11 protein-coding genes and 1 tRNA gene are annotated in these 12081 nt (G+C 68.4%); 4 read left to right on the top strand and 8 right to left on the bottom strand.

Features of this window, described 5'->3' with window-relative positions; translation table 11 throughout:
- The 3 genes from I71_RS07980 to I71_RS07970 all read right to left on the bottom strand — a co-directional run.
- Positions 1–852 (bottom strand): MFS transporter (locus I71_RS07980; RefSeq protein WP_042693602.1); only part of this gene is annotated, 852 nt, incomplete at its 3' end.
- Between the two features lie 107 nt (positions 853–959).
- Positions 960–1694 (bottom strand): aspartate/glutamate racemase family protein, encoded by a 735-nt coding sequence (locus I71_RS07975; protein WP_042693600.1) that lies wholly within the window; start codon positions 1692–1694, stop codon positions 960–962.
- Between the two features lie 54 nt (positions 1695–1748).
- Positions 1749–2540 (bottom strand): enoyl-CoA hydratase/isomerase family protein, encoded by a 792-nt coding sequence (locus I71_RS07970; RefSeq protein ID WP_042693599.1) that lies wholly within the window; start codon positions 2538–2540, stop codon positions 1749–1751.
- Between the two features lie 199 nt (positions 2541–2739).
- On the opposite strand from I71_RS07970, the gene I71_RS07965 reads away from it, so the two are divergent.
- The 4 genes from I71_RS07965 to purH all read left to right on the top strand — a co-directional run bounded on the left by I71_RS07965 (position 2740) and on the right by purH (position 8016).
- Positions 2740–2814, top strand: a tRNA-Gly gene (locus tag I71_RS07965).
- A gap of 163 nt (positions 2815–2977) precedes the next feature.
- Positions 2978–4273: an RsmB/NOP family class I SAM-dependent RNA methyltransferase gene (locus tag I71_RS07960; protein ID WP_042693606.1), complete on the top strand. Its 1296-nt coding sequence runs from the start codon at positions 2978–2980 to the stop codon at positions 4271–4273.
- A gap of 178 nt (positions 4274–4451) precedes the next feature.
- A complete protein-coding gene (locus I71_RS07955) occupies positions 4452–6119 on the top strand; it encodes a heparinase II/III family protein (RefSeq protein WP_042693597.1) in 1668 nt (555 codons plus the stop codon).
- A 292-nt stretch (positions 6120–6411) separates the two neighbouring features.
- A complete protein-coding gene (purH, locus tag I71_RS07950; protein WP_042693595.1) occupies positions 6412–8016 on the top strand; it encodes a bifunctional phosphoribosylaminoimidazolecarboxamide formyltransferase/IMP cyclohydrolase in 1605 nt (534 codons plus the stop codon).
- 44 nt (positions 8017–8060) lie between these two features.
- Here the strand turns inward: purH and I71_RS07945 are convergent, their stop codons facing one another.
- From I71_RS07945 to I71_RS07925, 5 genes are all read right to left on the bottom strand, one after another.
- On the bottom strand, positions 8061–8957 hold the full coding sequence (locus I71_RS07945; RefSeq protein ID WP_042693592.1) for an RNA polymerase factor sigma-32: 897 nt from the start codon (positions 8955–8957) through the stop codon (positions 8061–8063).
- Between the two features lie 283 nt (positions 8958–9240).
- Positions 9241–10242, bottom strand: coding sequence for a hypothetical protein (locus tag I71_RS07940; protein ID WP_049975981.1), 1002 nt, complete (start codon positions 10240–10242; stop codon positions 9241–9243).
- 175 nt (positions 10243–10417) lie between these two features.
- Complete coding sequence (locus I71_RS07935; protein ID WP_014248912.1) at positions 10418–10918, bottom strand: CarD family transcriptional regulator; 501 nt, start codon at positions 10916–10918, stop codon at positions 10418–10420.
- A gap of 368 nt (positions 10919–11286) precedes the next feature.
- Positions 11287–11619: a ferredoxin FdxA gene (gene fdxA / locus I71_RS07930; protein WP_042693590.1), complete on the bottom strand. Its 333-nt coding sequence runs from the start codon at positions 11617–11619 to the stop codon at positions 11287–11289.
- A gap of 151 nt (positions 11620–11770) precedes the next feature.
- On the bottom strand, positions 11771–12081 hold a 311-nt coding region (locus I71_RS07925), incomplete at its 5' end, for a LysR substrate-binding domain-containing protein (RefSeq protein WP_042693588.1).

The following is a 12081-nucleotide window of genomic DNA, read 5'->3' as shown; positions in this document are numbered from 1 at the left end:
TGGCAGCATCACCGGCATCAGGAAAGGCACCGCGCCGATGCCGATGCGGAACAGGGTGCCGCCCAGGACCGACGCCCGGTAGGTCTGCAATTGAAACAGGGAGGGATCCAGCACCGGCCGCGGCACCCGCCGGGCATGGCGCAGGTAAGCGACGGTCGCCAGCAGCGCCACCGCCAGCAGGATCGCCACCGCGGTGGCGGGCAGCAGGTCGCGCCCGACATTCTCGAAGCCGAACATGAAGGCGGCCAGCGCGATGGAACTCCACAGAAAGCCGCGGACATCGAAGGGGTCGCGCTGCTCCTCCTTCAGGTTGGGGATCAGCGCCAGCACCAGGGCGATGCCTACCAGGGCGATCGGCACATTGACGAAGAAGATCCAGCGCCAGGAGGCATAGGTGGTGATGGCGCCGCCGACCAGCGGGCCCAGCGCCGGGCCGATCAGCGCCGGCAGGGTCATCCGCGCCATCGCCGTCACCAGCTGGTCCTTGGGCACGGTGCGCAGCAGGATCAGCCGGCCGACCGGCACCATCATCGCCCCGCCCATGCCCTGGAGGATACGGGCGGCGACCAGCTCCGCCAGCCCGTTCGACAGGCCGCAGGCGATGGACCCGGCCATGAAGACGCCGATGGCGCTGGCGAAGACGGTGCGGGCGCCATAACGGTCCGCCGCCCAGCCGCTGACCGGCAGGAACACCGCCAGCGCCAGCATGTAGGAGGTCATCGCCAGACTGAGCCGCAGCGGATCCTCGCCCATCGACTGCGCGATCCCCGGCAGGGCGGTGGCGATCACCGTCGAGTCGAGGTTCTCCATGAACAGGGCGCAGGCGATGATCAGCGGGGTGACGCGCGACATGACGGACCGTCAGGCAGGGAGCGGAACCCTACGAATGTGAGGCTTTCCCTCGCATTGACCATCGCACAGGCGAAAGCCCTGCCATGCGTAAGCGCGATCGGAGACCGTCACCCGCCCGCGGAGACGAAGTCCACCGCCGCCTGCGTGTGCAGCCGCGTGGTGTCGAACACCGGGAAATCCGGCAGGTCGGGCTGGTCGATCAGCAGGAAGATCTCGGTGCAGCCCAGGATCACGCCGCCGGCACCGCGGCGGCGCAGATCCTCGACGATGCGCAGGTAGGCGGCCTTCGAGTCGGGGCGCAGGTCTCGGCGGACCAGCTCGTCGAAAATGATGCGGTCGACGATGGTCTGGTCGGCCTCGCCGGGCACCAGCAGCTCGATGCCGAAACGGTCGCGGAACCGGTCCGCCAGCAGCTCGGAGCGCATGGTCGCCGCGGTGCCGAGCAGACCGACCCGGTTCAGCCCCGCCTTGACGATCGCCTCGCCGGTCGGATCGGCGATGTGGATGAAGGGGGTTCTGCGGCCGGCCATGATCGGCTCGACCACCCGGTGCATGGTGTTGGAGACGCAGATGACCAGATCGGCACCCGCCCGCTCCAGCGCGTCGACCTTGTCCGCCAGATAGCGCTCGGCACCGTTCCAGTCGCCGGTGCGGACGAAATGCTCGATGTTGCCGAAATTCACGCTGACGATGACGATCTCGCCGTTGTCCCAGCCGCCCAGCCGGGCATTCAACCCCTCATTGAGAAGGCGGTAATATTCGCCGGTGGCCTGGTTGCTCATGCCGCCGAGCACGCCGATGGTCTTCTGCGGCAAAGGGCGGATGGTGGGACGGATCGTCATCGCGGCCGGGTTCCTTATGGGCTCGTTCGGGTTGGTTGTACGAGCCTTACCATGTCAGTGCCCGGTGAACACCGGCTTCCGCTTTTCCAGGAAGGCGCGGTAGCCCTCGCGGAAGTCCTCGGTGCCGAAGCAGCGGTAGCATTCGGCGATCTCATCTTCGGTCAGCGGCGCCGGATCGGACAGGCGGCGGACATAGCGCTTGTGCAGGGTCGCGGCCAGCGGCGCTCCGGCGGCGATGCGTTGAACCGTGGCGGCGATCTCCGCCTCGAAGCCCTCGTCGGCGACGACGCGGTGGACGAGCCTCTTGTCCTTGGCTTCCGCGGCGCCGAAGACGCGGCCCTCCAGCAGGATCTCCAGCGCCGCCGGGCCGCCGGCGACGTCGGCCACCAGTTTCAGCTCCGTCGGGCCCATGGAGATGCCGAGCCGGCTGACCGGCACGCCGAAGCGGCTGCTGCCCGAACAGACCCGCAGGTCGCAGGCCAGAGCCACCGCAAGACCGATGCCGCAGCAGGGGCCGTCGATGGCGGCAAGCACCGGGTGGCGCAAGGCGCGCAGGCCGTCCAGCCCCTCGTCCATCAGGTCGCCGTAGCTGGCGCCCTGTTCCGGGCTGTTGCGCTCGCTCTCGAACTCCGAGATGTCGGCGCCTGGGGAGAAGCTGCGGGAGCCGTTGGCGCCGGGGCCGCCGCGCATCACGACGACGCGGGTTTTCTCATCGGCTTCCAGCGCCTTCAGATGGCCGATCAGCGCGTGCCACATCGGCTTGTCGAAGGCGTTCAGCTTGTCCTGGTTGGACAGGGTCAGGGTCGCGACGACGCCATCGCGGGTCAGGGTGATGGTGCCGGCCATGCCGCAGTCTCCATCCGTTGCCGTATGGCCGCGTACCATAACGCCCCGCCGCCTGGACACAAGACGGGACGCACGGCATCCGGTGTCGCAGCGCAATGAGGGCAGCGAGGGCGTCGCGAAAAAAGTGAGGGGAGGGTGAATTTTCCTCTTGCGGCCGAGGCCGCGTTTCCGTAAAAAGCGGCTCCCGGACGACGGGAGCGCGGGCGTAGCTCAGGGGTAGAGCACAACCTTGCCAAGGTTGGGGTCGAGGGTTCGAATCCCTTCGCCCGCTCCAGTTCTCCGGCAGAGAAGCGAAGATCCAAGGGCCGGGCGGCAACGCACCGGCCCTTCGCTTTTCCAGCCCTCATTTTTCCGCTTCCACAGCCTGGAAACGGGCTTTTGAGATCGCTGGCCATCCCGTATCGACACTGGCCGTCCGGCGCGCTAGATCCATGGTCATGACCGACACTTCCCTCGCCGCCCGCGGCGTTGCGCTCGACTTGCTGCGTGACGTGCTGCGCAAGTCCGTTCCCTTCGACGATGCCTTCGACGCGCATCCCGAACTGGCGTCGCTGCAGCCGCGCGACCGCGGCTTCGTCCGCCTGCTGGTCGCCACCGTCCTGCGCCGCCTGGGCCAGATCGACGAGATGATCCAGGCCAGCCTCGCCAAGCCGGGCCTGCCCAAGGCGGCGATCCACGACATGCTGCGGCTGGGAGCGGCGCAGCTGGTGTTCCTGAACACCGCCGCCCATGCCGCGGTCGACACCGCGGTGGAGCTGGCGGCGGCCCGCAACGCCGCCCCCTACAAGGGTCTGATCAACGCCGTGCTGCGCCGGATCGGGCGCGAAGGGGCGGAGATGGCGGCGCGGCAGGATGCCGGCCGGCTGAACACGCCGGACTGGCTGTGGCTGTCCTGGCGCTCCGCCTACGGCACCGCCCGCACCCGCGGCATCGTCGAGGCGCACCTGCACGAGGCGCCGCTGGACATCACGGTGAAGTCCGATCCGGAAGCCTGGGCCGAGCGGCTGGGCGCCACCCTGCTGCCGACCGGGTCGCTGCGCCGTCCGCCCGGCGGGTCGGTGGTCGAGCTTCCGGGCTTCGAGGACGGGGAGTGGTGGGTGCAGGATCTCGCCGCCTCGCTGCCGGCCAAGCTGTTCGGCGATCTGAGGGGCAAGCGGGTGTTCGACCTGTGTGCCGCCCCCGGCGGCAAGACGGCTCAGCTGGTGGTGCAGGGGGCGCAGGTCACCGCCATCGACCGCTCGGCCCGCCGGCTGGAACGGGTGACGGAGAACCTGAAGCGTCTCAAGCTGGAGGCCGATGTGCTGGCCGCCGACGCCGCGACCTGGGAGCCGGAGGCGCCGGCCGATGCCGTGCTGCTCGACGCCCCCTGTTCGGCGACCGGGGCGATCCGGCGCCATCCCGACATCCTGCGGGTCAAGACGCCGGACGACATCGCCAAGCTGGCCCGCGCCCAGTCGCGGCTGCTCGCCCGCTCGGTCGAGCTGGTGAAGCCGGGCGGCACGCTGATCTACTGCACCTGCTCGATCCAACCGGAGGAAGGGGAGGCGCAGGTCGCCCGCCTGTTGGAACAGGACAAGCGGGTGGAGCGTTGGCCTGTGACCGCCGACGAACTCGGCGGACTCTCGGAGCCGATCAACGAGGCGGGGGAGGTGCGCAGCCTTCCGGGCATGCTGGCCGATCTCGGTGGGATCGACGGCTTCTTCGTGGCGCGCCTGCGCCGGCGCCCAGGCTGAGGTCCAGTGGAATTTGGATTGCCGGTCCGCACCGCGGGATAAATCCCAGCCCCGTCTTGCGGTGCGGGCAGCGAATTGATACGACACGACCCATGCTTCCGTCCGCGTTCTCCCGCACCGCATCATCACCCTCCGCCGGCTGTCGACGCCGCTCGCGGTCCTGAAGGAGTCGGCGCAGATGGGCGACGGGAACGGACGGTTTCGCAGCGGCATGGCACGCCTCGCCTATGGGAACCCCCTCTATGCCCTGATGCTGGGCGGCAAGGCGCCGGGGGCGCTGGCGGTGATCCCGCCCGATCCCTGGCCGGGCGATGCCGACACCGGCAACGCCATGCTGGCCGGGCGGATGGCGTTCGCCGGTCAGCCGATCATGGTCGATCCCAACGGCGTGCCCAACTGGCGTCCCCAGGGCGCCAGCACCGGATGGCTGCGCGCCGCCCATGGCTTCGAGTGGCTGCGCGACCTGCGCGCGGTGGGCGGCGATACCGCCCGGCGCCGGGCGCGGGTGCTGGTTTGGTCGTGGCTGGACCAGAATGGCGGCTGGCATGGGCAAAGCTGGGCGCCCGACGTTCTGGGCGTGCGGCTGGCCAGCTGGATCGGTCTGCATGACTTCTACTGCGCGTCGGCCGACGATGAGTTCCGCGCCCGCGTGTTCGAGAGCCTGGCCCGCCAGCTGCGCCACCTGCTGCGGGTGGCACCGGCCAAGCTGGACGGCGAGCGGCTGATCGGTGCGATCAAGGGGCTGCTCTATGGCGGCTATTGTCTGCCCGACCAGGACAAGGCGGCGCGCGAGGCGTTGCGCCTGCTCGACAAGGAGCTGCCGCGCCAGATCCTGCCCGATGGCGGCCATGTGGAGCGCAACCCGTCGATCCAGATGCGGGTGCTGCGCGACCTGATCGACATGCGCGCCGTTCTGCGCGTCGCCAAGGAGGAGGTGCCGGAAAACCTCCAGCATGCCATCGACCGCATGACGCCGGCGCTCCGCTTCTTCCGCCATGTCGATGGCGGGCTCGCCCTGTTCAACGGCGGGCGGGAGGAGGAGCCGGCGCTGATCGACACGGTGCTCGCCCAGGCAGACGCGCGCGGCCGTCCGCTGAAGAGCGCGCCGCACACCGGATTCGAGCGTCTGCTCGCCGGGCGCACCTTGGTGCTGCTCGACACCGGCGCACCGCCGCCGGTTGGGCTGGACCGCAGCGCCCATGCCGGAACCCTGTCGATGGAGGTCTCCGTCAACAAGGAACGGCTGATCGTCAATTGCGGCAGCCACCCGTCCCAACGCGGTCGCTGGCGTGCGGCGCTGGCCGGAACAGCCGCCCATTCGACCATGGTGGTTGCCGATACCAACTCGTCGGAAGTGCTGGAGAAGGGCGGGCTGGGGCGCCGGCCGACGCATGTCAGCTGCGAACGGCAGGAGTCCGACGGCGCCATGCTGGTGGTCGCCACCCACAACGGCTACAGCAAGGGCTTCGGCCTGCTGCACCGCCGCCGGGTCTATCTGGCTGACAATGGCGAGGATCTGCGTGGCGAGGACACGCTGGAGCCGGTGATCGGCGCCACGCCCCAGCCGCAGCCCTACGCCATCCGCTTCCACCTGCATCCCAATGTCGAGGTGGTGCCGGTCCAGGCGCAGGGAAACGGCAGCAACGACCAGGTGCTTCTGCGCCTGCCCAGTGGCAATGCCTGGCGCATGCGGGTGACCGGCGCCGTGCTGGAGGTGGCGGAGAGCGTCTATCTCGGCAGCGGAGAGGAACCACGCCGCACCCGGCAGATCATGATGCAGGGACAATGCGGACCCGAGGGTCTGACGGTGAAATGGGCCTTGCGCCGCGAGCGCAAGGCGGCGTAAATCGCGCCCATCCGCGGTGGCCGGGCCTATTTCCTTCGGGAGCGGGCGTGGAAACACGGATGAACACGGGATTTGGGGCACGGACGACCACGGGACTCGTCTCGCCGTGCTTATCCATCTCCGTCCGGGTCGGCAGTGTGCAGGGCACTGCGCAGACGGGCGGGCGGACGTGGATAAGCACAGCTGAGCGGCATTTCCGTGGCCGTCCGTGCTTTTCTTCTTCCGTGCTTGTCCGGGTCTCCCCGGTTGCCTGCGGCCTCGACCCAACACCCGCAGCGATCAGGATGACGCCATGAGCCCGCCCAAAGCCAACCACGCTCCCGCCCCCGACAAGGTCCGCATCGCCCGCGCCCTGATTTCCGTGTCCGACAAGGCCGGTCTGGTCGAGCTGGGCAAGGCGCTCGCCGCCCGCGGCGTCGAGATCCTGTCGACCGGCGGATCGGCCCAGCGTCTGGCCGAGGCCGGCGTGCCGGTCAAGGAGGTCTCCGACCACACCGGCTTCCCGGAGATCATGGACGGCCGCGTCAAGACGCTGCACCCGCGCGTCCATGGCGGCATCCTGGCCCGCCGCGACATCCATGCCGACGCGATGGCGCAGCACGACATCCCCGGCATCGATCTGGTGGTGGTCAACCTCTATCCGTTCGAGGCGACGGTCGCCAAGGGCGGGGCCTATGACGACTGCGTCGAGAACATCGACATCGGCGGGCCGGCGATGATCCGCGCCGCCGCCAAGAACCACGATTTCGTCGCCATCGTCACCGAGCCGTCCGACTATGAGGCGGTGCTGGACGAACTGGCGACCCATGACGGCTGCGTCACGCTGGCCCTGCGCCGCAAGCTGGCCCAGCGCGCCTATGCCCGCACCGCCGCCTACGACGCGGCCATCTCCACCTGGCTGGCCGGCCAGCTGGGCGAGACCTTCCCGCCGCGCACCACCCTGTCGGGTTCGCTGGCCCAGACCCTGCGCTATGGCGAGAACCCGCACCAGCAGGCGGCCTTCTACGTCACCGGCGAGAAGCGTCCGGGCGTCGCTACCGCCGTGCAGTTGCAGGGCAAGGAGCTGTCCTACAACAACCTGAACGACACCGACGCCGCCTTCGAGCTGGTGGCGGAGTTCGAGCAGCCGGCCGTCGCCATCATCAAGCACGCCAACCCCTGCGGCGTGGCGCAAGGCGCCAACCTGCTGGAGGCCTACAAGTCGGCCCTGCTGTGCGATCCGGTCAGCGCCTTCGGCGGCATCATCGCCGTCAACCGCAGCCTGGACGCCGAGACGGCGGAGGAAATCTCCAAGCTGTTCGCCGAGGTTGTCATCGCCCCCGACGCCGACGAGGCCGCCCGCGCGCTGCTGGCGACCAAGAAGAACCTGCGGGTGCTGCTGACCAAGGACGTGCCGAACCCGGCCGAGCCGGGCATGATGATCAAGCAGCTGTCGGGCGGCTTCCTGCTGCAGAACCGCGACAGCGGCCGCATCAACCCGGCCGAGCTGAAGGTCGTCACCAAGCGCGCGCCGACCGAACAGGAACTGGCCGACCTGCTGTTCGCCTTCCGTGTCGCCAAGCACGTCAAGTCGAACGCCATCGTATACGCCAAGAACGGCGCCACCGTGGGCGTCGGCGCCGGCCAGATGAGCCGCGTCGACAGCGCCCGCATCGCCGCCATCAAGTCGGCCGAAGCCGCCAAGGCCGCCGGCCTGCTGGAGGCGCTGACCAAGGGTTCGGTGGTTGCGTCCGACGCCTTCTTCCCCTTTGCGGACGGCCTGCTGGCCGCGGCGGAAGCGGGTGTGACCGCGGTGATCCAGCCCGGCGGCTCGATCCGCGACAACGACGTGATCGCGGCGGCGGACGAGAAGGGTCTGGCGATGGTGCTGACCGGAATGCGGCACTTCCGGCATTGATGCTGTAAAAAGCGCCCTCTTCCTTCAGGGAAGAGGGCGCTCTCTCACGCCTCCGCCAGCAGGTCGTCGGAATCTTCGACCCGCTTCAGCATCGACTGCCGCAGTTTCAGCAATGCCCGATGCTCCAACTGGCGCACGCGCTCCTTGCTGACGCCCAACTCACGGCCGAGTTCCTCCAGCGTGGCACCTTCTTCGCGCAGGCGGCGTTCGCGGATGATGGTGCGTTCGCGTGGGCTCAGTTCGCCCAGTGCCTCTGCCAGCCACTGCGACCGCGTGTTGGCGTCGCGCATGCCGATCACCACGTCCTCGGGCGAGGGACGCTGGTCGGCCAGGAAATCCTGCCAGTCATCGTCGGAGCCATCGGCCACCGGCGTGTTCAGCGACTGGTCGGAGCCGGACAGCCGCATCTCCATCGCCTCGACTTCCGATACCTCGACCTGAAGCTCGCCGGCGATCCACTCGCGGCCTTCCTTGGTCAGGGGGGCGCCGCTGCCGTTCTGCGTGGCGCTGTCGATCTTGGCACGCAGGCGGCGCAGGTTGAAGAACAGGGATTTCTGCGCCGCGGTGGTGCCGGTTCGCACGATAGACCAGTTGCGCAGGATGTAGTCCTGCATGGCCGAGCGGATCCACCACGCGGCGTAGGTGGAGAAGCGCACCTCGCGGTCGGGCTCGAAGCGGCTGGCCGCCTGCATCAGGCCGACATTGCCCTCCTGGACGAGATCGCCCATCGGCAGGCCGTAATTGCGGAAGCGCGACGCGGTGGCCACCACGAGACGGGTGTAGGCCCGGACCAGTTGATGCAGGGCGCGTTCGTCGTTGCCCTCACGCCATTTGCGGGCGAGGTCGAATTCATGGTCGCGCGACAGAAGCGGTTCGCGCATGGATGCCTTGATGAAGCTCAGATTCGCACGCTGAGTCTCCGGATCGTCGATGTATGCCATCCGTCCCTTCCTTCCCGTCTGGGCGGCATCGTGTTCCTTCGCATATCCCCGCACTATCGGGTCTTCGCCGCTTTGCCGCCTGCCCCCGGTCGATGCCGTCGGGTTAAACAACAAGCATGAGCGCGCCCTGTTGCGGAATCATACGCAGGTGTAGGGGGACCGGATCACAAGGGGCGGAGGAATTTTTTCAGCAGGCTGTTTGTGGCCTGCCGGGCGGGTGTCGGACGGGGAACTGCCAGCGTTTCCGGGGGAAGGGATGAGGCAAGCTGGACGTAAGGATGGGTCACGCCTGGAAAAGGTCCAGCATCTCGCCGAAAGAATCGAAGCAGGCACAGACGAGATGGCCGCCGCGGCCACAGCCGCCATCGAGTGTCACCGTCACCGGTCCGACGTCCACACCGGGGCTTTCCGGCGTCCAGGCCGGGTCGTAGCCGCGCACCAGACGGTTGAAGCCGCCATAGGGCTGCTCCAGCCGGGCGAAGCCGGTGCTGCCCCACCAGTAGGCATCGCCCTGGCCGGTCAGCGGACGGCGGGGATCGATGCCGGAATTGACCAGCAGCAGGCTTCCGCCGCCGCGGCTGCTGCCGGTCCAGCCCTCTCCAAGCGGGGTGCCGTGCTGCGCGGCGTCATTCGCGGTCCCGTCCGTCCCGGTCGGGCCGCCCCCAGCCGGACCGCCCCCAGCCGGACCGCCGGTATAGGCGGCGCGGCGCAGCGCATTGAACAGTTGCTCATGCCCCGGCTGCGCGGCCACCGCCTGCCGCAACTCGCGTGTCCAGCGGCCCAGCATAACGGCGCCGCCGCGTGCCGCCGCCATCCCGGAATCCAGGTTGCCGCCATAGGCAGCCAGCGTCGGCGCAACGCCTTGGCGCAGCATCCAGTCCAGCACGGTACGGGGATCGGGGGCGAAGTGGAGTTGCAGCAACTTCTGCCACATCTCCTCCTGCTGACCGCGCAGATAGACGATGTCGGAGGCGATCATGCCCGGCAACGCCAGCAGGGCGATGCGGAAGGCCAGCAGCCGGTCGATGGTCTCCACCACCTGCTCGCCGAAGCCGATCATGTTGCCGAGATAGACGAGACGGTCGCCGGGGCGGAAACGCTGGCCGATGGCACGATGGATCAGGTCCAGCCGGTCGGGCTGCGCATGGATGGCGCCGATGGCCCAGACGCGGCGTGGCCGCCCGAGCGAGGCAAAACGGCTGCCGTCCTCGACCGCGCCGACAATCGCTCCAGCCAGTCGGTTGGTCTGGCGGTTGGGAAGACCAAGGCGCGGCGGCAGACCCAAACTCGATCCCCTTCGGCGTCGTTCGCGAACCCGTTCCGACGCTGTCCGCCGGAAGGCGGCCGGAGTTTAGGCGTGTCATGCCCTGGAAACAAAGGTGAAAAACGAGACGGGCGCGCGGCGTGACGTAGCAGCCGCGCGCCCGGTCGTGTCACGGACGTCTATGAGGAGCCTGGGATCAGGCGGCCTTGGACAGCACCGATTCCAGACGCTCCGTCGCCTTGGTCTCGTCGATCTTCTCGACAGCGGCCAGTTCGCGGGCCAGACGCTCCAGGGCGGCCTGATAGATCTGGCGCTCGCTGTAGGACTGGTCGGACTGGTCGGCACCGCGGTACAGGTCGCGCACCACTTCGGCGATGGACACCGGATCGCCGGAGTTGATCTTGGCCTCATACTCCTGGGCGCGGCGGCTCCACATGGTGCGGCGGACGCGCGAACGGCCCTGCAGGGTCTCCAGCGCGACCTTGATGCGGTCCTTGGAGGACAGGCGGCGCAGGCCGGCGTTGCGGGCCTTGGTGACCGGAACCTTGAGCGTCATGCGCTCTTTCTCGAACGTGATCGCGTAGAGTTGAACCTCGAGTCCGGCAATGCTGTGGGTCTCGATACCCTCGACCCGACCGACGCCATGAGCCGGATAAACGACGAAGTCACCGGCTTCGAAGTCAAGCTTGTTCGACATTTGGATTGGCTCTCACTTCTCGCGATCACGCCATTTTGCCGCCCCGGTGGAAGGGACGAAAAAGGACCCCGGACAGTTATGGCGCCGTGGGGATGGGACCCATCCACGACGATCACAAAAGCCACGAGTCCTGGAACGACGGGAAAACCGGCAATGGCGCGAAGGCCGGCTCCGGGCGCGCAGTATAGCGATGTTACGCCCGAGTTACAAAGGGAACGCGCAATCGACCGGGCGGAATTCGTCCATCGCCCGGCCATGGCCGCCCCGTCGATTTTGCATAGCAACATGGGCGGACGCAATCGGTTGATGCGGCCCGACTCGAAAAAAATCGGGCCACACCCTCCGGTCCGGTCCCGGCCTGTCCGCTCTCAGCCGCCCGCCTTGGGCGAGAAGAACTTCTCGAACTTGCCGTCGACACCCTTGAACTCGTCGGCATCGGCCGGCGCGTCCTTCTTGCGGGTGATGTTCGGCCACTGGCCGGAATAGTCGCGGTTCAGCTCCAGCCACTTGGTCGCGCGGTCGTCGGTGTCGGGGACGATCGCCTCGGCCGGGCATTCCGGCTCGCACACGCCGCAGTCGATGCACTCGTCCGGGTGGATCACCAGCATGTTCTCACCCTCGTAGAAGCAATCCACGGGGCAGACTTCGACGCAGTCGGTGTACTTGCACTTGATGCAGCCGTCGGTGACGACGTAAGGCATGATCTCTTCTCCGCTGTTCCGGCCGCCGCTGCCGCCTGTGCGTCCGTGGTCCCGCCAGCGCCCATCGGGCCGATGGAGCCGTTGACTGGAGCCGTTTCCCAGGATTCGGGCACGCGCATGGCACTGGGCCGGATGGCCAACCCGCGCCTGCCTAGCACGCCGCCGACGAGCCGTTCAACCCTGCGCGTGATGTGGGCGACCCTGTCGCACCCGCGGCGGCTGCTTTCAGGGCGGCGCCCGAACGGGCGTCCTGGGAAAACGCCTCCAGGAAGGCGCGCTGGCCGGCGGTCTCGATGGCGTCGGCCCGGCGGACGAACTGTGTCGGCATACGGGCCAGCGCATCGGGCAGCGGGCGGGCGACCAGCAGCTCGCGCCAGGGATCGCGCTCCACGACCGAGCGCGGCATGACTGTCACCCCCATGCCGGCGCCGACACAGCCCAAGATGGCGTCCAGCGCGCCGA

The organism is Azospirillum sp. B506 (genome assembly GCF_000333595.1).
Classification (GTDB): Bacteria; Pseudomonadota; Alphaproteobacteria; order Azospirillales; family Azospirillaceae; genus Azospirillum.
The sequence above is the reverse complement of the archived record's forward strand: the minus strand, read 5'-3'. Positions and strand labels throughout refer to the sequence as shown.

Coding starts and splice junctions, on each gene's coding strand:
- I71_RS07975 (WP_042693600.1), bottom strand. CDS start 1,694: ATGACGATCCGTCCCACCATCCGCCCTTTGCCGCAGAAGACCATCGGC.
- purH (WP_042693595.1), top strand. CDS start 6,412: ATGAGCCCGCCCAAAGCCAACCACGCTCCCGCCCCCGACAAGGTCCGC.
- I71_RS07960 (WP_042693606.1), top strand. CDS start 2,978: ATGACCGACACTTCCCTCGCCGCCCGCGGCGTTGCGCTCGACTTGCTG.
- I71_RS07945 (WP_042693592.1), bottom strand. CDS start 8,957: ATGGCATACATCGACGATCCGGAGACTCAGCGTGCGAATCTGAGCTTC.
- I71_RS07955 (WP_042693597.1), top strand. CDS start 4,452: ATGGGCGACGGGAACGGACGGTTTCGCAGCGGCATGGCACGCCTCGCC.
- fdxA (WP_042693590.1), bottom strand. CDS start 11,619: ATGCCTTACGTCGTCACCGACGGCTGCATCAAGTGCAAGTACACCGAC.
- I71_RS07935 (WP_014248912.1), bottom strand. CDS start 10,918: ATGTCGAACAAGCTTGACTTCGAAGCCGGTGACTTCGTCGTTTATCCG.
- I71_RS07970 (WP_042693599.1), bottom strand. CDS start 2,540: ATGGCCGGCACCATCACCCTGACCCGCGATGGCGTCGTCGCGACCCTG.